Source organism: Spirillospora sp. NPDC052242 (genome assembly GCF_040679555.1).
Taxonomy (GTDB): Bacteria; Actinomycetota; Actinomycetes; order Streptosporangiales; family Streptosporangiaceae; genus Spirillospora.
The window spans coordinates 77,413-97,373 of record NZ_JBFAUZ010000001.1; the positions used below are offsets into that span (position 1 = coordinate 77,413).

Consider the following 19,961-nt stretch of genomic DNA (forward strand, 5'->3'; position numbering starts at 1 on the left):
CGCGAACGCCCGACACACCCACCCGGTACGGTTGAAGGCATTTCCCGAGCGAAAGGCGGAACACGTGTCCGAGCGGCTGCAGCCGGGGGATCTCGCCCCCGAATTCGAGCTCCCCGACGCCGACGAGAACCCGGTGTCGCTGGCGTCGCTGCGCGGCAAGCGCGTGATCCTCTACTTCTACCCGGCCGCGATGACGCCCGGCTGCACCAAGGAGTCCGTCGACTTCCAGGGCAGCCTCGCGGAGCTGGAGCCCGCCGGCGTCACCGTCGTCGGCGTCTCCCCCGACAAGCCCGCCAAGCTGGCGAAGTTCCGCGAGAAGGAGGGCCTGACGTTCCCGCTGCTCTCCGACCCGGAGAACGAGGTGCTGAAGGCGTACGGCGCCTACGGGGAGAAGAAGCTGTACGGCAAGGTCGTCGTCGGGGTGATCCGCTCGACGTTCGTCATCGACCCCGAAGGCAAGATCGAGAAGGCGTACTACAACGTGAAGGCCACCGGCCACGTGGAGCGCCTCCGCCGCGACCTCGCGGTCTGACCCACCGGACGGCTCCGGCTAGGCGGCCGCGTACCCGAACAGCAGTCCCAGCCAGAGCCAGCCGACGATGATGGTCGCGCGCTGCACCAGGCCCGCGTACCGCGAATCGTTCTCCCACGCCTGCCCGAACGCCAGCAGGCCCGCGACGAGCGCGACGCCCGTCAGCACGGAGTAGCCCTTCCACACCGCATCCGGCACGGTGAACGCCGCGACGAACGCCGCCGCGGGCAGCGTCGTGAACACGGCCGCCCCCGCCCAGTCGTGGAGCCGATGGCGCATGGAGACGTCCTCCGGGGTCCCGTCCGGGGCTCCCGGGGGATAGCCGCGCATCGCGTCCATGGGCCAGACGCCGGACGCCGCGAGCGCGGCGCCGAACACCCCGATCGCGACCGCGAGGAGGGCGCTGCCGAGCGCCCCCGCGACGGCGACCGCGCCGCCCATGACCGCCAGGCCGCACAGCACGAAGTTCGCGGTCTGCACCCACCCGCGCGGGCCCAGCGCCAGCGCGCTGACCGCGTGCCGCACCGGCCGGTAGCCCGGCCGCGTCCAGCCGTCCAGCAGGAACGTCGCGACGAACCCCCAGGCGCCCGCCGCGCCCGTCCACAGCAGCGCGGTCACGTGCGGCGTCCCCGTGCCGTACGTCCGATCTCTTTTTTGTCCATACGGCCAGATTTTAGGCCGATCGGACTAGAATCCGACCATGAGTTCGGAAAACAGGCCGCCCGAGCGGAAACGGCGGTCGTTCATCGAGGAGGCCCGGCGGGCGCAGATCGTCGAGGCGGCGGCCCGGGTCGTCGCGGAGGCCGGGTACGCGAACGCCTCGCTCGCCCGGATCGCCGAGCGGGCCGACATCAGCAAGAGCGTGATCACCTACCACTTCAGCGGCAAGGACGAGATCCTGCGCTCGGTGGTGTCGGGGTTCTTCGAGCGGGCGTGGGCGCACATGGAGGGCCGGATATCGGCCGAGCCCACCGCGCTCGGCCAGGTCCGGGCGTGGATCGGCGCCCAGCTCGAGTACTTCGACGAGCACCGCACCGAATTCCTGGCCGTGATCGAGATCGTGGGCGGGCACCGCACGGCGGACGGCTCCCTCGCCTTCGCCGCCGAGATGGCCGAGGAGGTCGACGGGCTCGCCGAGATCCTCGCCCGCGGCCAGCGCGACGGCGAGTTCCGCGCGTTCGACCCGCGCACCGTCGCGAACATCATCCTGCGCTGCGCCGACGGCGTCCTCGGCTCCTGGACGACCAACGACGCCGTCGACCTGCCCGCGCAGTCGGCCGCGCTGCTCGACTTCATCGACCACGCGATCCGGAGCGGGCCGTGACCCGCGGGGCCGGGCCCGAACCGGGGACCCTCGCGCTCCGGCCGCCGCGCCACCGGGTCGAGCGCCGCGCCGTCGCCTGGTGGATGCTGCAGTCGCTCGTCCTGAGCGGGCCGCTGCTCGCCGGGACGATCACCGCGTACGCCCTCTGGACGTCCGCGCGCCCCTGGCTCGCCGCCCTCATCGCGGGCGCGGCGGTCCTCCTGCTCGCCGGGCTGCTCGTCGAACCGCTGTGGCGGTACCGGGTGCACCGCTGGGAGACCACCGACGAGGCCGTCTACGCCCTGACCGGCTGGCTGGTGCGCGAATGGCGGGTCGCGCCGCTCTCCCGGGTGCAGACCGTGGACGCCGTCCAGGGCCCCCTCGAACAGCTGCTCGGGCTCTCGACGCTGCGCGTCACCACGGCCTCGTCGCGCGGCGCCGTCGACATCGGCGGCCTGGACCGGGAGACCGCCGCCCGCACCGCCGAACGGCTGTCGCGGATCGCGCAGGCCACCCCCGGGGACGCGACATGACCCGGCCCGTCCTGCCGTCCGGGTGGCAGCGGCTGCACGTCCGGGTGACGTGGGTCGACCTCGCGCGGAGCGTGCTGTCGCTGCTGCCCGCCGCCCTCTCCGTCTGGGTGTTCGGGATCGACCCCGGCTCCGGCGGGACGTGGCCGCTGTTCGGCCTCGCCGCGGTCGGCCTGATCGGCGCCGCCGCCGACGCACTGCGCTGGACGTTCACCCGCTACCGGATCACCCTGACGCACGTCGAGCTCACGACCGGCGTGTTCCGGCGCGTGCACCGCTCGATCCGGCGCGACCGGATCCGCAGCGTCGACACCGAGGCGAGGCTCCGGCACCGGCTCGCCGGGCTGCGCGTGGTGAAGATCGGCGCCGGGCAGCAGGCGGCCGCCGGCGAGTCCGCGCTGCGGCTCGACGCGGTCTCCCGCGCCGACGCCCGCGCGCTGCGGCGCCTGCTCCTCCCCCCGGCCCCTGCCGTCCCCGCGCCCCGGGAGTCCCCGGAGTCCCCCGACACCCCCGACGGCACCAAGACGTCCGACGCTCCGCTCACTCAGCCCGATTCGCTCGCTCCGCTCACTCAGCCCGATTCGCACGCTCCGCTCGCTCAGCCCGATTCGCTCGCTCCGCTCGCCGTGTTCGCCCGGTTCGAGCCCCGCTGGGTCGTCTACAACATGTTCAACTTCTGGGCGTACGTTCTCGCCGCCGGTCTCGCCTGGGGCGGCTACTGGCTGCTGAGCGGCTTCGGCGTGGACGTCTCCGGCGCGGTGTCGGGCCTCCTCGACCGCGAGGGGACGGGCCGCGCGTGGGCCGTCGCCGCCGCGTTCGGCGCCGTCAGCGCCGTCGGCGTGCTCGGCCTCGCCGTCTCGTACTTCACCGAGTACTGGAACTTCGAGCTCGCCCGCGTCCCCGGACGGGACGGCACCCTCCTGCGGACCCGCCGGGGCCTGTTCACCACCCGCGAGGTCAACCGGGACGAGAACCGGATCCGCGGTGCGCAGATCTCCGAACCGGCCCTCTGGCGCTGGCTCGGCATCGCCGACACGCGCGTCATCACGACCGGCCTCTCCATGTGGGCGCCGTCCCAGCCGGCGGACATCCTGCCGCGCGGTCCCGTGACGGCGGCCAGGCGGGTGACCGGGCAGGTCCTCGGCGGCGCGGACAACCCGCTGGAGACCCCGCTCGCCCCGCATCCGCACGCCGCGCTGCGCCGCCGCCTCGTGTGGGCCACCGCCGTGCCGGGGGTCCTCGCGCTCGTCCTGTCCTGGCTCACCCTGGCCGGCGCCGTGCCCGCCGCGACGCTCTGGGGCCCCGCCGCGCTCTGGCCGTGCACGCTCGCCGCCGCCGCCGTCGCCTACCGGGCGCTCGGCCACGTGATCGCCGGTCCGTACCTCGTCACCCGCTCCGGGCTCGTCACCCGCTCCACCACGGCACTGCGGAGGTCGGCGGTGAGCACGATCGTGATCCGCGAGTCCCTGCTGCAGCGACGGCTCGGCCTGCGGACCGTCTCGGCGATGACCGCCGCCGGGGAGGGCGGCTACGACACCCCGGACATCGGGCGGGACGAGAGCCTGGCGTTCGCCGTCCAGGCCGCCCCGGGCCTCCTCGCCCCCTTCGTCGCGGCCGGAGCCGAGGGGGATTCCGGGTGCGGGCGGGGGGATTCGAACCCCCACGGTGTCGCCACCAACAGGACCTAAACCTGCCGCGTATACCAGGTTTCGCCACGCCCGCGCGCGCCCCCGCGAGGGGGCGCGCTCAGCTTAGCGGCTCGGCCGATCACACCGACATCGGGTTTCTTCCCGCGTGCTCCGCGGCGGGCCCGGGGGCCGCGGGGCCGCGCCGCCGTCCGGGGTTTTGAAAAAGGGGGCCTGCGCGGACGGGCCGGGCGTCCTACTCTTGAGGTGTCCGTGCGCTGCGCCGCGATCCGCGTGCGGACGGTGACGCCGTGATCGACAACTCGCTGGGGGCGCCGTGAGCGCGACCTTCACTCATCGCGTACTGCCGTACGACGGGGTGAACGAGTTCCTCGCCGGCGCCGTCCCGTTCCTCGGCGAGGGGCTGGAGGCGGGCGACCGCGTCCAGGTCGTCTGCGGGCTCGGACTCGAGGTGCTGCTGCGCGACGCCCTCGGCGCGGACGCCGGGGCGATCGAGTTCAACGACGCGGCCCGCTGGTACGCGCACCCCTCGCGGACCCTCGCCGACTGCCTCAGCGACGCCGAGGCCCTGGACGGCGAGGGGCGGCGGCTGCGGCTGCTCGGCGAGCCGGTGTGGGCCCGGCGGCGGCCGCTGGAGGTCCTCGAATGGCAGCGGGTCGAGGCGATCCTCAACATCGCGTTCCGCGAGACCGGCGCCGCGATCATGTGCCCGTACGCCGCGACGCTCCCGCCCGGCGTCGTCGCGGCGGGCCGCCGGACGCACCCCGAGACCGTCCGGGGCGAGCGCGCCGTGCCCAACCCCGGGTACGTCGACCCCGGCGCGTTCAACGCGCGGTGCGACCGCGACCCGCTGCCGCCGCCGCCCGCCCACGCGGACGAACTCAAGATCGACCGTCCGGACCTGTACTGGCTGCGCGCCTACGTCGCCGAATACGCGCGCCGCACCCCGCTGCCCGACGACGACCTGCAGCGGCTCCTGGTCGCCGTCACCGAGGTCGTCACGAACGCGGAACGGCACGGCGCACCGCCCATCATGCTGCGCCTGTGGACGGACCCGGCCGACGACGCGCACGGCGACCCGGCGTTCGTGTGCGAGGTCGCCGACGGGGGCCGCTGGCCGCCGGACGCCGGGTTCGGGCTCGTCCCGCCGCGCCGGTCCGAGGCGGGCGCCTGCGGACGGTTCGGGCTGTGGGCCGTGCGGCTGCTGTGCTCGCTCGTCCAGATCCGGACGGGACCGGCGGGGACCGTGGTGCGGTTGCGCCTGGCCCTGCCCGACCCCCCGCACGGCGCGGGCGACGGAGGGTGATGGAGTCCGTGCAACGAGCTTCCAAAAGCCGCCGGACGGCGTACTCTGGACCCATCCACGACGACCTCGATGGGCAGGCCATGGAAACACCCTGGTTCGCCAAGCGACACGTGAGCGAGATACGGCCGGGCGACCACGGCTGGCTGGCCTACACCGGCTTCGAGGAGCGCGACCGGGTGATCGGCCCGTTCGTGCGCGAGGGGCTGGCGACGAACGAGAAGGTCGTCTACGTCACCGACGCGCCCGCCGACCGGCTGCCCGGGCTCGGCGCCGGCGTCGACGCGGCGACCTTCCAGCGGACCGGCCAGCTGCGGGTGATCTCGCGGCGCGACGCGTGCCTCAACCGCGGCGGCGGCTTCGAACCCGCGATGATGCTCGACACGATCGCCGGCGAGGTGGAGTCCGCGTTCGGGCAGGGCTTCCGCGCCGTCCGCCTCACCACCGACTACAGCTGGCTGCTGAACGATCCCGGCGTCGCCGACCTCCCCGGCGTCCTGGGCTGCGAGCACCGCGTCGGCGACGCCGTCTCGCCCAGCACCATGGCGATGGCGGTGTGCCAGATCGACCGGCGCTCCTGCCCGCCCGACCAGCTCGCCGCGCTCCGCGACACCCACGAGGTCCTCGTCGAGGTCGACCCCGAGTACGAGGACAACGTCCTGCGGATCGTCCGCACCTTCGCACCGGACGGCCTGCGCATCGAGGGCGAACTGGACGCCGCGCGGCACAAGGCGTTCGAGGACAGGCTCGCGCGGGTCAGCGTCGGGCCGGACGGGCGGCACCGCGGCGTCCACCTGGACGTGTCCCGGCTCCGCTTCATCGACCTGCGCGGCCTGCACCTGCTGGTGCGGCACGCCGTGGCCCTCGACGGCGACGACGCGCTGATCCTGGACGGGCTGCAGCCCGAAGTCGAGAACGTGATCGAGATGGTCGGCTGGCACCGGCTGCCGGGCCTGGCCCGCGGCCGCGACCGGGTGCCCGAGACGGAGGACCTCGCCTGATGACGCTGGAGCACAGGGCGTTCGTGTACGCGGGCCCCGACGACTACCTGGAGGTCACCGTCCCGTTCCTGGAGGCGGGGCTGGAGGCCGGCCAGGCGGTCGTCGCCGTGGCGCGCGAACCCCATCTGACGGCGCTGCGCGACACGCTCGCCGAGCACGGCGACGCGATCACCTTCCGGGACTCCGCGGACTTCTACCGGCACCCCGTCCACACCCTGCGCGACTACCAGGAGATCGTGAAGGCCAGCGCCCCGCGCAGCGTGTGCGCCCTGGCCGAACCGGTGTGGGACGGCTGGGACGAGCGGCAGACCCGCGAGTGGATCCGCTACGAATCCCTGATCAACGTCGTGTTCGGCGGCTCCGGGGCGCGCGCGCTGTGCCCCTACGACGGGACGTCCCTGCCCGCCGAGGTCGTCCGGCAGGCGCGCCGCACGCACCCGATCGTCCTGCGGGACGGCCGTTCGGTGTCCAACGACGAGTACGTGCGGCCCGAGGCGTTCGGCGCCGAATGCGACCGGGCCCGCGGCTTCGCCCGTCCCGCCGGCGCCGACCACATGGTCATCGACGGCGCCGACCTGCACGCGCTCCGCACGTTCGTCGAGCGCCGCGCCGCCGCGCACGGCCTCGGCCGCACCCGCACGCTGAACCTCGTCACCGCCGTGAACGAGCTCGCCGCGAACGCCCTCCAGCACGGCACGCCCCCGGCGGGCCTGCGCATGTGGGCCGACGGCGACGACCTGGTCTGCGAGGTCGGCGACCACGGCTGCTGGCGCCCGGCGCCCAGCTCCCTGACCGGGTTCATCCCGCCCGACACCGCACTCCAGCCGGGCTTCGGCCTGTGGACCGTCCGCCTGCTGGTCGACCTGATGGAGCTGCGCACCGGGTGGGACGGCACGTTCGTCCGGATCCACACCCGCCGGGCCCCCTAGCGCCCGGGGGGGCGGTCAGGTGAGGCCGGCGGCGGCCAGGGCGTCGGGGAGGATGTCGGCGAGGGCGCGGAACGCGCGGCCGCGGTGGCTGATCGCGTCCTTCTCCTCCGGCGACAGCTCCGCCGTCGTGCGGGTCTCGCCCTCCGGGACGAACACCGGGTCGTAGCCGAACCCGCCGGTGCCGCGCGGGGCGCGCGCGACCGTCCCGCGCATCCGGCCCTCGACGCAGTGCTCGACGCCGCCGGGCAGGACGAGCGCCGCCGCGCACACGAACGCCCCGCCGCGCCGCTCGTCCGGGGTGTCGGCGAGCTGGTCGAGGACGAGCCGCAGGTTCGCCGCGTCCTTGTCGCCGGACGCGTCGCCGAAGCGGCCCGACCAGCGGGCCGACAGGACCCCGGGCATGCCGTTCAGCTCGTCCACGCACAGGCCGGAGTCGTCGGCGACGGCGGGCAGGCCGGTGTGCGCGCAGATCGCGCGGGCCTTCAGCAGCGCGTTGCCCTCGAACGTCGGCTCCGTCTCGGGGACGTCCGGCGCGTCCGGGAACTCGGCGAGGCCCGCGACGTCGATGCCTTCGAGGATGCGGTGCAGTTCGGCGATCTTGCCCTGGTTGCGGGTGGCGAGGACGATCCGGGTCATCGGCCGAGCGCCTCCATCTGCAGGCGGGTCAGCTCGGCGCAGCCGCCCGCCGCGAGGTCGAGCAGCGCGTCGAGTTCGGCGCGGTCGAACGGGGCGCCCTCGGCGGTGCCCTGCACCTCGACGAACTTGCCCTCGCCGGTGCAGACGACGTTCATGTCGGTCTCGGCGGCCGAGTCCTCCTCGTAGCAGAGGTCGAGCCGCGCCTCGCCGTGCACGACGCCGACGCTGACCGCCGCGATCGAGGTGGTGAACGGGTCGCGCTTGACGAGGCCGCGCTCGCGCATCCAGCTCACCGCGTCCGCCAGCGCGACGTACGCGCCGGTGATCGCGGCGGTGCGGGTGCCGCCGTCGGCCTGCAGGACGTCGCAGTCGAGCCGCACCGTGTTCTCGCCGAGCGCCTTGTAGTCGATGCAGGCCCGGATGGACCGGCCGATCAGCCGGGAGATCTCGTGGGTGCGGCCGCCGATCTTGCCCTTGACGGCCTCGCGGTCGTTGCGGGTGTTGGTGGCGCGGGGCAGCATCGCGTACTCGGCGGTGACCCAGCCGAGGCCGCTGTCGCGCCGCCACCGGGGCACCGAGTCCTCGACGGACGCCGCGCACAGCACCCGGGTGCCGCCGAACTCGACGAGCACCGAGCCCTCCGCGTGGTCGAGCCAGCCGCGCTGCAGGCGGACGGGACGGAGGCTGTCGGGCGCGCGATCATCGGGGCGAGACATGCGCACCACCCTAACGCCGTCCCGGGACCGCACCGCGGTGCGCCCGCCGCCCGGGGCGCGTCCGTCTCACAAGTCGTAGCGGGTGCCGACCTGCGCCAGCTCGATCTCCCCGCCGTAGCCGCCCGACTTGGCCTCCTTGAGCGACACGTCCGCGTCGTTCCACGGGACGAGGTGGGTGAGGACGAGCCGTCCCACATCGGCGCGCGCGGCGTGCTCGGCGGCCTCGCGGGCGGTCAGGTGCAGCTCGGACGGCAGCGCCGGGCCCTCCAGGAAGGACGCCTCGCACAGGAACAGGTCGGCGTCCCTGGCCAGGTCGACGAGCGTGTCGGACGGCCCGGTGTCGCCCGAGTAGGCGAGCGCCTTGCCGTCGTGCTCGATGCGGAACGCGTACGCCTCGACGGGGTGCGGCATCAGCGCGGTCGTCACCCGGAACGGGCCGATCTCGAACGGGCCGCGCCGCAGGGTCCGGAAGTCGAACGTCTCGGACATCCCGGGGTCGGGGTCGAGGTCGTAGGCGCGGGCCATGCGGGCGGCCGTGCCCTCGGGCCCGTGCACCGGGATGCGCGGCGGCGGGCCGCTCGGCCGGTACGTCCGCGCCACCCAGTACCCGCACAGGTCGAGGCAGTGGTCGGCGTGCAGGTGCGAGATGCACACGGCGTCGATCTCGTACAGGGAGTGGAAGCGCTGCAGCGAGCCGAGCGCACCGTTGCCGAGATCGAGGATCATGGCGAAGCCCTCGGCCTCGACGAGATAACTGGACGCGGGACTGTCCGGCCCAGGGTAACTGCCGGAGCAGCCGATCACAGTGACCCGCACGCTCACTCCTCCTTCTGCGTCCCCCGAGGAATCAGGTGGTCATCCGGTGGTCAGGGCCCGACCGAGGTCGCTCTCGACCGTGCCGATCTCCGGTCCGAGGAACCGGCGCCCAAGCTCGGCGAACACCTCGGGGTCGCCGGTCACCCGGAAGCGGTGCCGCGGCGGGGGCGTCCCCTCGGCGCGGGCCAGTCCCCGGTCGTGGAGCACTCGGTACACGTCCTTGGCGGTCTCGTCGGCGCTTGAGACCAGTGTGACCCCGTCACCGACGACATACGAGATGACGCCGGCAAGAAGGGGGTAATGCGTGCAGCCGAGGATGAGGGTGTCACATCCGGCGTCCACGATGGGCTTCAGGTACTCGCGCGCCGCGTCCAGCAGCCCGTCCCCGGCCGTCACTCCCGCCTCGACGAACTCGACGAAGCGCGGGCAGGCGGCGCTGACGAGCTCGATGTGCGGGGCCGCGGCGAACGAGTCCTCGTAGGCGCGGCTCTGCACGGTGGCGCGGGTCGCGATCAGCCCGACGCGTCCGTTGCGGGTGGCGCGGGCGGCGCGCCGGGTCGCCGGGTTGATCACCTCGACGACCGGGACGTCGTAGCGCTCGCGGGCGTCGCGCAGCATCGCCGAGCTGGCGCTGTTGCAGGCGATCACCAGCATCTTCACGCCCTCGTCGACGAGGCTGTCGAGCATCTCCAGCGCGAACGCGCGGACCTCGGCGATCGGCCGCGGCCCGTACGGCTGGCGGGCCGAGTCGCCCAGGTAGACGATCGGCTCGTTCGGGAGCTGGTCGAGGATCGCGCGGGCCACGGTGAGACCGCCGAACCCGCTGTCGAAGACCCCGATCGGGGCGTCCAGCGGAAACTCCCCGAGCGGATCCGGAGGCGCCTCCGCCGGGAGGAGCGAGGGGTCGTCCCCGCTCGGCGAACCGGCATCTGACATGGTCATCAAGGCTAGGCGACGTACGGACCCACAGGTACGTCATGCGTTGGACATCACACCGCCACCCGGCGGAAAACACACCCGCTCATGGGGCCGCGTCCGTTCTCCTGGAAATCTCAGGCGCAACACGCGGGAAATTCCAGGGCTACTTGAAGCCGCCCTTGGGGACGCGCGCGATCTGCCGGCTCTGCGCGACCAGCCGGCCCGCCGAGTCCCACACCTCGACCTCCTCGTCGAACCAGCCGCCGGTCAGCAGCCGTCCGGACCCGTGCAGGGCGAGCCAGCCGGGAGCGGGGACGGCCCGCATGTGCCAGGTGAGCTCGACGGTCGGGGCCCAGCCGTTCGCGCCGAGGTTGAGCGAGACGGGCGGCAGCGCGTCCACGGCCAGCGCGAGGACGAACGGGTCGGGCTCGTGCCCGTCGGGCAGCCGGAACCAGGCGCGGACCTCGGGACGGCCGCTGGGGTTGCCGTCGAGCCAGCCCATCGTGGTGCGGTCGAACCGCATGTCGACGTGGTCGGCGAAGCCGTTCTTGTCGCCGGGCGGACGGGCGCCGGTGCAGTCCTCCAGGGGCGGGAGCGGCACGGCGGGCGGGTCGCCGACCCAGTCGGGGTCGGCGCCGGGCTCCAGGGTGCCGGTGGTGACGAGCGCGTCCACGATGCGCTTGCCGTCCTGGACGAGGCTGACCAGGGACGTCGCCGCGGTGCGGCCCTCCTTGCGCGGCTCGACGACGATCTCCGCGGGGGCGCCGGCCTTGGCGACGCGCAGGAAGTTCGTCGCGGTCGAGACCGGGTGCGCGTGCGGGGAGGCGTCCACGGCGGCGCGGCCGAGCAGCGCCATCAGGTAGCCGCCGTTGGGCGCCGCGCCGATGCAGTAGCCGGGGTGGACGTCGACCGCGTAGCGGCCCTCGTCGACCTTCCGCACCGCGGTGGCGTCCGCGAACACGCTCATCTGCACTCCCTGCTCCACCGCGCGGCGGGCGCCCGCCCGGCCGGATTCTAGAACCATATTCGGAACCGAACCCTACCGTCCGCCGGGCGGACCGCCCATATGAGTAGCATCACGCCACTGACACGGCGCGGCCGAGAACCGGCCCCGGGCACATTTCACCCCGAACCGGCCCGGGCTCAACCCAGAGCCGGCCTCAGGCCCAGAGCTGGCCCTCCAGGGCCGCCTCGGCCTCCTCCAGCGTGCCGCCGTACGCGCCCGTCGACAGGTACTTCCACCCGCCGTCGGCCACGATGAACACGATGTCGGCCCGCTCCCCGGCCTTGACGGCCTTGCGCGCCATCCCGACCGCGGCGTGCAGCGCCCCGCCGGTCGAGATCCCGGCGAAGATGCCCTCCTGCTCCAGCAGCTCGCGGGTGCGGCGCAGCGCGTCCGCCGAGCCCACCGAGAACCGCGTCGTCAGCACCGAGTCGTCGTACAGCTCGGGGATGAACCCCTCGTCGATGTTGCGCAGCCCGTACACCAGCTCCCCGTACCGGGGCTCCGCCGCGACGATCTTCACGTCGGGCACCTGCTCGCGCAGGTAGCGGCCGACGCCCATCAGCGTGCCGGTGGTGCCGAGGCCCGCGACGAAGTGCGTCACGGTCGGCAGGTCGGCGAGGATCTCCGGGCCGGTCGTCTCGTAGTGCGCGAGCGCGTTCGCCTCGTTGCCGTACTGGTAGAGCATCACCCAGTCCGGGTGCTCCTCGGCCAGGCCCTTCGCGACGCGGACAGCCTCGTTCGACCCGCCCGCCGCGGGCGAGGAGATGATCTCCGCGCCCCACATCTCCAGCAGTTGCCGCCGCTCCGCCGAGGTGTTCTCCGGCATCACGCACACCATCCGGTAGCCGCGCAGCTTCGCGACCATGGCGAGCGAAATGCCGGTGTTGCCCGATGTCGGCTCCAGGATCGTGCAGCCCGGCGTCAGCAGCCCGTCCTTCTCCGCCTTGTCGATCATGTAGAAGGCGGGCCGGTCCTTCACCGAACCGGTCGGGTTGCGGTCCTCGAGCTTCGCCCAGATCCGGACGTCCTCGCTCGGCGACAGGCGCGGCAGCCCGACCAGCGGCGTGCCGCCGACCGAGTCCAGCAGCGACTCGAAACGCATGTCGTTCGTCGTCTCCGTAGTCGTCCGGCCGGGTCAGCCGCCGGCGACGGCCGGGAGGATGGTGACGCTGTCGCCGTCGGAGACCGCGGTCTCCAGCCCGCCGAGGAAGCGCACGTCCTCGTCGTTGAGGTAGACGTTCACGAACTTGCGCAGGCCCTTGTCGTCCACCAGGCGGGCGCGCAGCCCCTCGTGCCGCGAGTCCAAATCGGTGAACAGTTCGTCCAGCGTGCCGCCCTTGCCCTCCACGGACTTGGCGCCGTCGGTGAGATTGCGCAGGATCGTCGGGATCCGGACCTCGATCGCCATCGCGATGATCTCCTTTTGGTCGTACGGGGGCTCCCCGCCCAAGCCGTTGCAACAGGGCGGGGAACGCGGGAATTCCAGGTGAGGATCAGCGCGTCGGCGAACAGTCGTAGACGACTTCGGCGCGCGAGTGCCCGAACAGGAAGCTCTGCACGGGGGGCACCACGGCGGGCGGGACGCGGCGCCGCGCGCCCGTTCTGCTCCCGCTCGTCCACATGACGCCCACTTTACCTGTCCCGACCATCGCTCTCCGTAGCGCCCGTCACACCTGCGCGGAGTCCGGGCGGGAGTCCGGGTAGGAGTCGACGATCACGACCTCCTCCTCGGTCACCTCGCCGTCCAGGATCCGGTACGAGCGGAACTCCACGTCGTCCTCCTCGCGGGTGGAGACGAGGACGTAGTGCGCGTTCGGCTCCTGCGCGTACGAGATGTCGGTGCGCGACGGGTAGGCCTCCGTGGCCGTGTGCGAGTGGTAGATCACCACCGGCTCCTCGTCGCGGTCGTCCATCTCCCGCCACACCTTCAGCTGCTCCTGGGAGTCGAACCGGTAGAACGTCGGCGAGCGCTCGGCATTGACCATCTGGACGAACCGGACGGGACGGTCGGACCCGATCGGGCCGGCGATGACCCCGCAGGCCTCGTCGGGGTGGTCGGCGCGCGCGTGCGCGACGATCCTGTCGACCAGGGAACGCTCGATCGTCAGCATGTCCCGAAGGCTACCCGGACGGACGTCCGCGCTCCCCGCCGAGTCCGCACTGTGGACAACCCACCGCCGCGCCCGTCACCACAGCGCCTGGACGAGGCTCTCCTGCAGCATCGTGAGCCAGTCGTACGCCGCGAACAGCGGCGCGCGCGGATCGTCCCGATCGAGGCGCACGGCCTCGTCGTACCACTCCTCGCTGATCTCCAGCCGGGTGCCCAGCGCCAGCCGGACGTCGTTCAGCGCCCGCAGCCACACCTGCGCCTGCTCGTCGTCCAGCAGCGCGCTGCCGCCCCCGTCGGGGAGGGTCTTCAGCACCGTCGCGGCCGCGTCGCGCTTGCCGTCCCGCAGCCCCATCTCGGTGTAGCGGCGGAAGTCGTCGGCGGCCTCGGCCTCCTCGCGGCCCGCCGCGGCGCCCGGATCGCCGTACGCGTCGGGGAACAGCCGCGCGAGCACCGGATCGTCGGGCTTCTCCGCCTTCTCGGCGATGCCGATGGACGCCAGCGGATCGTCCGGCCCGCCCGCGCCGGGCGCGCCGCCCGCGTCCGGCGAGCCCTCGATCAGCGCGAGCATCTGCTCCATCAGCGAGGTCAGCAGCCCCGACTCCTCGGCCGCCAGCCGCACCCGCACGCCGGCCCGCGTCCGGCGGACGTCCGCCATCAGTCGTCCCGCTTCACGGTCGCCCACAGCCCGTAGGAGTGCAGAATCTCGACGTCCCGCTCCATCTCCTCGCGGGTGCCCTTGGCCACGACGGCCCGTCCCTTGTGGTGGACGTCCAGCATCAGTTTCTCCGCCTTGGGCTTCGCGTAGCCGAACACGGTCTGGAACACGTATGTGACGTACGACATGAGGTTGATCGGGTCGTTCCAGACGATCGCCAGCCAGGGCCGGTCGGCGCGCGACTCCTCCTCGACGTCCGGCCGCTCCAGCTCGACCGGTGCGGGCGCCGTGCTCATGGCGCTCATGGCCTGCGTCTCCCCCTCTCGCCCGCGAGATCGTGCCGCCCTCGCATCCGATGCTAGGTGCACCGGCCTCCAGGTCCATGGTGCCCGCACCGGGGCTTAGGCTGCCACCTGTGCACACAGGTGAAGGAACGGGCGGCACCGCGCTGCTGACCGACCGGTACGAGCTGACCATGCTCCAGGCGGCGCTGCGCAGCGGGACGGCCGACCGGCCCGCCGTGTTCGAGGTGTTCGCGCGCAGCCTCCCGGCCGGGCGCCGCTACGGCGTCGTCGCCGGGACCGGGCGCCTCCTCGACGCGATCGAGGCGTTCCGCTTCGGGACGGACGAGCTGGACTGGCTCACCGCGAACGGCGTCGTCGACGAACCCACGGCGCAATGGCTGGAGAAGTACCGCTTCACCGGGAACGTCTGGGGATACCCCGAAGGCGAGTGCTACTTCCCGGACTCGCCGATCCTGCGGGTCGAGGGGACGTTCGCCGAGGCCGTCCTGCTCGAGACCGTCGTGCTGTCGATCCTCAACCACGACTGCGCCATCGCGTCCGCCGCGTCCCGGATGGTGCAGGCCGCGCAGGGCCGCCCCCTCATCGAGATGGGCTCGCGGCGCGCACACGAAAACGCGGCCGTCGCGTCGGCGCGCGCAGCCTACATCTCGGGTTTCGCCACCACATCGAACCTCGAAGCCGGACGGCTTTACGGTGTGCCCACGGCGGGGACGAGCGCGCACTCGTTCACGCTCCTGCACGACAGCGAACGCCACGCGTTCCAAGCACAGCTCGCGTCCCTGGGCGAATCCACGACCCTCCTCGTCGACACGTACGACGTCGAACGCGCCGTCCGCACCGCCGTCGAACTCGCCGGGCCCGCGCTCGGCGCCGTCCGCATCGACTCCGGCGACCTCGCGGTCATGGCCCGCCGCGTCCGCGACCAGCTCGACTCCCTCGACGCCCGCGACACCCGCATCGTCGTCACCGGCGACCTGGACGAGTACGGCATCGCCGCCCTCGCCGCCGCGCCCGTCGACGGCTACGGCGTCGGCACGTCCCTCGTCACCGGGTCCGGCGCGCCCACCGCCTCGCTCGTCTACAAGCTCGTCGCCCGCGCCGACGGGCCGGACCCCGGCGCGCCGATGCGCCCGGTCGCCAAGCGGTCGACCGGCAAGCCCAGCCGCGGCGGGCGCAAGGCCGCCGTCCGGCGCGTCGACCCGCACGGCACCGCCTACGCCGAGACGATCACCACCGGGGAGCCCGCGCCCGGCCCACGCGACCGCGTCCTGCAGGTCCCGCTCGTCCGGGACGGCGAGATCGTCGGGCGCGAACCGCTGCGGGACGCCCGCGACCGGCACGCCCGCGCGGTCGCGGAACTGCCCGCGACGGCACTCCAGCTGTCCCGCGGCGAGCCCGCGCTGCCCACCGAGTTCATCGACGGCGGCCCGCGCCCCTGACCGGCCGGTTCCTCCACGCCGCGGACTGGGATAGCGTCCAAGGTGTCGGGGAAACGTCGGGGTGGACCCCGCGGAACCGAAACGGGAGCGGTCATGGGCAAGAAGGCTCTGATCATCGTGGACGTGCAGAACGACTTCTGCGAGGGCGGCTCGCTGGCCGTCGCCGGCGGCGCGGACGTCGCCACGGCCATCTCCGGGCACCTGTCGGCCAACCGCCCCGAATACGCGCACGTCGTCGCCACCCGCGACTTCCACCTCGACCCGGGCGCGCACTTCTCCGCCGAACCCGACTACGTCGACACCTGGCCGCCGCACTGCGTCATCGGCACCCCCGGCGCCGACTTCCACGAGAACCTCGCGCTCGCCGACATCGAGGCCGTGTTCAGCAAGGGCCGCGAGACGGCCGCCTACAGCGGCTTCGAGGGCGCCACCGACGACGACGTCCCGCTCGCCGACTGGCTCACCGCCCACGGCGTCGACACCGTCCACATCGTCGGCATCGCCACCGACCACTGCGTCCGCGCCACCGCCGTCGACGCCGCCCGCGGCGGCCTGCGCACGACCGTCCTGCTCGACCTGACGGCCGGGGTCGCCCGCGCGACCACCGACCGCGCCCTCGACGAACTCGCGCGGGAGGGCGTCGCGCTCTCCGGCGCCCCGGTGGTGAGATCCTGAACCGTGACCAATGACGTGAAGCCCCCCGAGATCATCCTGATCGGCGGCGTGTCCGGCAGCGGCAAGACGACCGTCGGCACGCTGCTCGCCGAACGCCTCGGCTGGGACTACGCCGAGGCCGACGACTTCCACTCCCCCGAGAACATCGCCAAGATGCGCTCCGGCGTCCCCCTCACCGACGCCGACCGCATGCCGTGGCTGCGCGCCATCGGCACCTGGATGGACGGGCGCATCCGCGCGGGCGAACCGGGCGTCGTCACCTGCTCCGCCCTCAAGCGCGCCTACCGCGGCATCCTCCTCGAGGGCCGCTCCGACCAGGTCCGGCTCGTCCTCCTGGACGGCGACCGCGACACGATCGCCGCACGGATGCGCGAACGCAAGGGCCACTTCTTCAAGGCCGACCTGCTCGACAGCCAGTTCGCCGACTACGAGCGCCCCGGCCCCGACGAGGACGTCCTCACCGTCCCCGCCGACGAGGCGCCCGAAGCGCTCGTCGACCGCATCCGGGCCGCCGTCGGCCGCTGACCCTCAGCCCCGGCGGCGCGCCGCCCACTCGCGGATCTTCGTGATCCGCGCCCGGATCTCCTCCGCGCTCGCCTGCGGCACCGCCGGGCCGCCGCACTGCCGCCGCAACTCGTTGTGGATCACGCCCTGCGGCTGGCCCGTCCGGTGGTTCCACGCGTTGACCAGGCCGTTCAGCTCCCGCCGCAGGGCCGCGATGTCCTCGGCGGCGGTCCGGTCGGCGCGCGGATCGCCCGTCTTCTTCTGCCGGGCCCCCGCGAGCTGCTCCGCCTGCCGCTTGCGCAGCAGCGCCGACACCTGGTCGGGCTCCAGCAGCCCCGGGATGCCGAGGTACTCCTCCTCCTCGGCCGACCCCGGCGTCGCGTGCATGCCGAACTCGCCGCCGTCGTACAGCACCCGGTCGAACGTCGCGGACGCCTCGACCGTCTCGAACGGCAGCTCCTCGCCGACGTCCGGCGTGTCCTGCCGCTTGTTCGCCTCGGCGATCAGATCGTCGTCCAGGCCGTCCTCACGGACCGGACGGTCGAGCACGTGGTCGCGCTCCTCCTCCAGCTCCGCCGCGTGCCCCATCAGCGTCGGCACCGACGGCAGGAACACCGACGCCGTCTCGCCCCGCTTGCGCGCCCGGACGAAACGCCCGATCGCCTGCGCGAAGAACAGCGGCGTGCTCGTCGACGTCGCGTACACGCCCACGCACAGCCGCGGGATGTCGACGCCCTCCGACACCATCCGGACCGCGACCATCCACCGGTCACCGGTCTCGCCGAACTGCTTGATCTTCTTCGACGCCGACGGATCGTCCGACAGCACGATCGTCGCGCCCTCGCCCGTCACCGCGCGCAGCATCTTCGCGTAGGCCCGCGCGGTCTCGTGATCGGTCGCGATCACCAGCCCGCCCGCGTCCGGGATCACCCGCCGCAGCTCGGTCAGCCGCCGGTCCGCCGCCGCGAGGACCTGCCTGATCCAGTCGCCCTTCGGGTCGAGCGCAGCCCGCCACGCCTGCGCCGTCTGGTCCTGCGTCAGGGGCTCGCCGAGCGTCGCGGTGATCTCGTCGCCCGCCCGCGTCCGCCACCGCATCTCCCCCGCGTACGCCAGGAAGATCACCGGACGCACGACGCCGTCGGCCAGCGCGGGCCCGTACCCGTAGGTGTAGTCCGCGCGGCTCCGCCGGACGCCGTCCGGGCCCTCCTCGTACTCCACGAACGGGATCGGATTGATGTCGGTCCGGAACGGCGTGCCCGACAGCGACAGCCGCCGCGCCGCCGGCTCGAACGCCTCCCGCACCGCGTCGCCCCACGACAGGCCGTCCCCCGCGTGGTGCACCTCGTCGAAGATCACGAGCGTCTTGCGGGACTCCGTCCGGTTCCGGTGCAGCGCCGGCCGCGCCGCCACCGTCGCGTACGTCACCGCGACGCCGTGGAAGTCCTTGCCGACGGGCCCGCTGCTGTTCTGCCACTCGGGGTCGAGCTTGATCCCCACCCGCGCCGCCGACTCGGCCCACTGCCGCTTCAGGTGCTCGGTCGGGCACACGACCGTCACCGCCACGACGGCCCGCCGCTCCATCAGCTCCCGCGCGAGCCGCAGCGCGAACGTCGTCTTACCGGCGCCGGGCGTCGCGACGGCGAGGAAGTCGCGCGGCCCCGGCTGCTGCCCGTCCGTCCCGAAGTAGGCCTCGAGCGCCTCCTGCTGCCAGGCGCGCAGGGACGACGCCGTCCCCCAGGCGGCCCGTTCGGGGAACGCGGGGGGCATGCTCGGTGCGGCGAAGGTGCTCACGGTCATAGCAGGCTACATACCGGGACCGACAGATCGTGCCCTCCGAGCCCAACCTGTGCCGCGATCCACACCGCGACCAGCCGACACGCCCGCGACATCGCCCGGGCGTGTCCGCCCCTTCCCCCACGGCACGCGAAAGCGACGGCCGGGCGCCCCGCGGCGCCTGGCCGTCCCGCACCGGCGGGTCAGCCGTCGTTCTTGTCGCCGCCCGGCTGCATGGACTCGTAGATCTCCTTGCACTCCGGGCACACGGGGTACTTCTTCGGGTCGCGGTTCGGCACCCACACCTTGCCGCAGAGGGCGATCACCGGCGTGCCGCTCACCGCGCTCTCGGTGATCTTCGCCTTCTTCACGTAGTGGGCGAACCGCTCGTGGTCGCCGTCACCGTGCGACAGATCCGGCCGTACATCTGTCTGGGTGTCGCCATCGGGAAGGATCTTCGTGCTCACGTCATCACACCTTAATTGAGCGTCGGGTCCTCAGGGTACGTGGAGACGAACGCCAGGTCGCCGCCCTGACGGCGCAGGACGTCCGACCAGAGCCGGTCGGGGTCGGGAGCGAACACGTCGCCCGCCTCGGCGGGCACCAGGTACCACGCCCCCTCCTCGATCTCCGTGCGCAGCTGCCCCGCGGACCAGCCGGCGTACCCCGCGAACACCCGGAACTGGAGAAGTTCGGCCGCGAGCAGGCCGGGCGGGGCCTCCAGGTCGACGAGCCCGACCCGCGACACCTCGGCCCCGCCCTCCAGGGCGCGCCAGCCGAGCGGTTCGTCCTCCCCGGGGAGGCGGGCCAGGGCGAGCGCGTTGTCGAGCGCCACGGGCCCGCCCTGGAACACCACGGACGGCCCGGTGACGAGCTCGGCCCACGGCGGCAGCACCCGGTCGACCGGAACCTCGGTCGGCCGGTTGAGGACGACACCGAGCGTCCCGCCGTCCATGTCGTGCTCGACCAGCAGGACCACGCTGCGCTTGAAGTTGGGATCCTCCAGCTGAGGGGTCGCGACGAGCAGTAGCCCCACCCTGATGCCGTCTTCCATGGGTTCCATCATGCGTTGCGCCGACCCTCGGCGGCACGCCCCCCTTCTCGTTACCTTGGTACGTACACCTATCGACGGGGATATCGGCAGCACAACAGCACAGGTTGAGA

25 protein-coding genes, 1 tRNA gene and 2 pseudogenes are annotated in these 19,961 nt (G+C 73.1%); 11 read left to right on the forward strand and 17 right to left on the reverse strand.

All coding sequences use genetic code 11. The annotated features are described in order from the left end of the window. Positions 1 to 64 precede the first annotated feature (64 nt). On the forward strand, positions 65 to 532 hold the full coding sequence (gene bcp, locus AB0L25_RS00400) for a thioredoxin-dependent thiol peroxidase (RefSeq protein WP_500167076.1): 468 nt from the start codon (positions 65 to 67) through the stop codon (positions 530 to 532). Positions 533 to 550: 18 nt separating this feature from the next. Here the strand turns inward: bcp and AB0L25_RS00405 are convergent, their stop codons facing one another. Beyond that, a complete protein-coding gene (locus AB0L25_RS00405) occupies positions 551 to 1,150 on the reverse strand; it encodes a DUF998 domain-containing protein (protein ID WP_500167078.1) in 600 nt (199 codons plus the stop codon). A gap of 82 nt (positions 1,151 to 1,232) precedes the next feature. Here AB0L25_RS00405 and AB0L25_RS00410 point away from each other — a divergent pair, with 82 nt between their 5' ends. The 3 genes and pseudogenes from AB0L25_RS00410 to AB0L25_RS00420 form a co-directional block, all read left to right on the forward strand. Continuing rightward, positions 1,233 to 1,856, forward strand: coding sequence for a TetR/AcrR family transcriptional regulator (locus AB0L25_RS00410; RefSeq protein WP_500167080.1), 624 nt, complete (start codon positions 1,233 to 1,235; stop codon positions 1,854 to 1,856). Then, positions 1,853 to 2,368, forward strand: a complete 516-nt coding sequence (locus AB0L25_RS00415) for a PH domain-containing protein (RefSeq protein ID WP_500167082.1) — start codon at positions 1,853 to 1,855, stop codon at positions 2,366 to 2,368. The genes AB0L25_RS00410 and AB0L25_RS00415 overlap by 4 nt, the downstream gene beginning before the upstream one ends. After that, positions 2,365 to 2,808 (forward strand): annotated as a pseudogene (locus AB0L25_RS00420) (PH domain-containing protein); the annotation flags it as partial. The gene AB0L25_RS00415 and the pseudogene AB0L25_RS00420, both read left to right, overlap by 4 nt. 272 nt (positions 2,809 to 3,080) lie before the next feature. Here the strand turns inward: AB0L25_RS00420 and AB0L25_RS00425 are convergent. Further along, positions 3,081 to 3,428, reverse strand: a complete 348-nt coding sequence (locus tag AB0L25_RS00425) for a hypothetical protein (protein ID WP_500167084.1) — start codon at positions 3,426 to 3,428, stop codon at positions 3,081 to 3,083. Here AB0L25_RS00425 and AB0L25_RS00430 point away from each other — a divergent pair. Further along, positions 3,427 to 3,897, forward strand: a pseudogene (locus AB0L25_RS00430) (PH domain-containing protein); the annotation flags it as partial. The gene AB0L25_RS00425 and the pseudogene AB0L25_RS00430 sit on opposite strands and share 2 nt — an antisense overlap. 105 nt (positions 3,898 to 4,002) lie before the next feature. Here the strand turns inward: AB0L25_RS00430 and AB0L25_RS00435 are convergent. Then, positions 4,003 to 4,087 (reverse strand) — tRNA-Leu (locus AB0L25_RS00435). A gap of 240 nt (positions 4,088 to 4,327) precedes the next feature. On the opposite strand from AB0L25_RS00435, the gene AB0L25_RS00440 reads away from it, so the two are divergent. The 3 genes from AB0L25_RS00440 (at position 4,328) to AB0L25_RS00450 (ending at position 7,244) form a co-directional block, all read left to right on the forward strand. Continuing rightward, positions 4,328 to 5,317, forward strand: coding sequence for an anti-sigma factor RsbA family regulatory protein (locus AB0L25_RS00440; RefSeq protein ID WP_500167086.1), 990 nt, complete (start codon positions 4,328 to 4,330; stop codon positions 5,315 to 5,317). Positions 5,318 to 5,427: 110 nt separating this feature from the next. Further along, positions 5,428 to 6,315 carry an MEDS domain-containing protein gene (locus tag AB0L25_RS00445; RefSeq protein ID WP_500167088.1) on the forward strand — a complete coding sequence of 296 codons (888 nt, stop codon included), beginning with the start codon at positions 5,428 to 5,430 and terminating at the stop codon, positions 6,313 to 6,315. Beyond that, positions 6,315 to 7,244, forward strand: coding sequence for an anti-sigma factor RsbA family regulatory protein (locus tag AB0L25_RS00450; protein WP_500167090.1), 930 nt, complete (start codon positions 6,315 to 6,317; stop codon positions 7,242 to 7,244). The genes AB0L25_RS00445 and AB0L25_RS00450 overlap by 1 nt, the downstream gene beginning before the upstream one ends. Before the next feature lie 15 nt (positions 7,245 to 7,259). On the opposite strand, the gene rdgB is transcribed toward AB0L25_RS00450, so the two are convergent. From rdgB to clpS, 11 genes are all read right to left on the reverse strand, one after another. Beyond that, positions 7,260 to 7,880: an RdgB/HAM1 family non-canonical purine NTP pyrophosphatase gene (gene rdgB, locus AB0L25_RS00455; protein ID WP_500167092.1), complete on the reverse strand. Its 621-nt coding sequence runs from the start codon at positions 7,878 to 7,880 to the stop codon at positions 7,260 to 7,262. Beyond that, positions 7,877 to 8,596, reverse strand: a complete 720-nt coding sequence (gene rph / locus AB0L25_RS00460) for a ribonuclease PH (protein WP_500167094.1) — start codon at positions 8,594 to 8,596, stop codon at positions 7,877 to 7,879. The genes rdgB and rph overlap by 4 nt, the downstream gene beginning before the upstream one ends. Before the next feature lie 66 nt (positions 8,597 to 8,662). Continuing rightward, positions 8,663 to 9,412: an MBL fold metallo-hydrolase gene (locus AB0L25_RS00465; protein ID WP_500167096.1), complete on the reverse strand. Its 750-nt coding sequence runs from the start codon at positions 9,410 to 9,412 to the stop codon at positions 8,663 to 8,665. A gap of 39 nt (positions 9,413 to 9,451) precedes the next feature. Beyond that, positions 9,452 to 10,354 (reverse strand): glutamate racemase, encoded by a 903-nt coding sequence (murI, locus tag AB0L25_RS00470; RefSeq protein ID WP_500167098.1) that lies wholly within the window; start codon positions 10,352 to 10,354, stop codon positions 9,452 to 9,454. A 139-nt stretch (positions 10,355 to 10,493) separates the two neighbouring features. Further along, positions 10,494 to 11,297, reverse strand: coding sequence for a thioesterase family protein (locus AB0L25_RS00475; RefSeq protein WP_500167100.1), 804 nt, complete (start codon positions 11,295 to 11,297; stop codon positions 10,494 to 10,496). A 193-nt stretch (positions 11,298 to 11,490) separates the two neighbouring features. After that, positions 11,491 to 12,438, reverse strand: a complete 948-nt coding sequence (locus AB0L25_RS00480) for a PLP-dependent cysteine synthase family protein (RefSeq protein WP_500167102.1) — start codon at positions 12,436 to 12,438, stop codon at positions 11,491 to 11,493. Between the two features lie 33 nt (positions 12,439 to 12,471). Then, positions 12,472 to 12,744, reverse strand: a complete 273-nt coding sequence (locus AB0L25_RS00485) for a MoaD/ThiS family protein (RefSeq protein ID WP_500167104.1) — start codon at positions 12,742 to 12,744, stop codon at positions 12,472 to 12,474. Positions 12,745 to 12,829: 85 nt separating this feature from the next. Beyond that, positions 12,830 to 12,958 carry a hypothetical protein gene (locus tag AB0L25_RS00490; protein WP_267898570.1) on the reverse strand — a complete coding sequence of 43 codons (129 nt, stop codon included), beginning with the start codon at positions 12,956 to 12,958 and terminating at the stop codon, positions 12,830 to 12,832. 45 nt (positions 12,959 to 13,003) lie between these two features. Next, the gene (locus AB0L25_RS00495) at positions 13,004 to 13,447 is read right to left on the reverse strand and encodes a M67 family metallopeptidase (protein ID WP_500167107.1); all 444 of its coding nucleotides are present in this window, start codon (positions 13,445 to 13,447) and stop codon (positions 13,004 to 13,006) included. A 75-nt stretch (positions 13,448 to 13,522) separates the two neighbouring features. Then, entirely contained in the window at positions 13,523 to 14,101 is a 579-nt protein-coding gene (locus AB0L25_RS00500) for a DUF2017 domain-containing protein (protein WP_500167109.1), read from the reverse strand. Beyond that, entirely contained in the window at positions 14,101 to 14,397 is a 297-nt protein-coding gene (clpS, locus tag AB0L25_RS00505; protein ID WP_500167600.1) for an ATP-dependent Clp protease adapter ClpS, read from the reverse strand. Before clpS ends, AB0L25_RS00500 begins: the two co-directional genes overlap by 1 nt. Positions 14,398 to 14,483: 86 nt before the next feature. On the opposite strand from clpS, the gene AB0L25_RS00510 reads away from it, so the two are divergent. From AB0L25_RS00510 to AB0L25_RS00520, 3 genes are all read left to right on the forward strand, one after another. Continuing rightward, entirely contained in the window at positions 14,484 to 15,845 is a 1,362-nt protein-coding gene (locus AB0L25_RS00510) for a nicotinate phosphoribosyltransferase (RefSeq protein ID WP_500167111.1), read from the forward strand. Between the two features lie 93 nt (positions 15,846 to 15,938). Continuing rightward, positions 15,939 to 16,520 (forward strand): isochorismatase family protein, encoded by a 582-nt coding sequence (locus tag AB0L25_RS00515; RefSeq protein ID WP_500167113.1) that lies wholly within the window; start codon positions 15,939 to 15,941, stop codon positions 16,518 to 16,520. Between the two features lie 3 nt (positions 16,521 to 16,523). Beyond that, positions 16,524 to 17,045 carry a gluconokinase gene (locus tag AB0L25_RS00520; RefSeq protein WP_500167115.1) on the forward strand — a complete coding sequence of 174 codons (522 nt, stop codon included), beginning with the start codon at positions 16,524 to 16,526 and terminating at the stop codon, positions 17,043 to 17,045. A 3-nt stretch (positions 17,046 to 17,048) separates the two neighbouring features. On the opposite strand, the gene AB0L25_RS00525 is transcribed toward AB0L25_RS00520, so the two are convergent. The 3 genes from AB0L25_RS00525 to AB0L25_RS00535 all read right to left on the reverse strand — a co-directional run bounded on the left by AB0L25_RS00525 (position 17,049) and on the right by AB0L25_RS00535 (position 19,851). Further along, positions 17,049 to 18,791 (reverse strand): DEAD/DEAH box helicase, encoded by a 1,743-nt coding sequence (locus tag AB0L25_RS00525; RefSeq protein ID WP_500167601.1) that lies wholly within the window; start codon positions 18,789 to 18,791, stop codon positions 17,049 to 17,051. Between the two features lie 209 nt (positions 18,792 to 19,000). Beyond that, a complete protein-coding gene (locus tag AB0L25_RS00530; protein ID WP_500167117.1) occupies positions 19,001 to 19,264 on the reverse strand; it encodes a DUF3039 domain-containing protein in 264 nt (87 codons plus the stop codon). A gap of 11 nt (positions 19,265 to 19,275) precedes the next feature. Continuing rightward, the gene (locus tag AB0L25_RS00535; RefSeq protein WP_026402503.1) at positions 19,276 to 19,851 is read right to left on the reverse strand and encodes a YqgE/AlgH family protein; all 576 of its coding nucleotides are present in this window, start codon (positions 19,849 to 19,851) and stop codon (positions 19,276 to 19,278) included. Positions 19,852 to 19,961 lie beyond the last annotated feature (110 nt).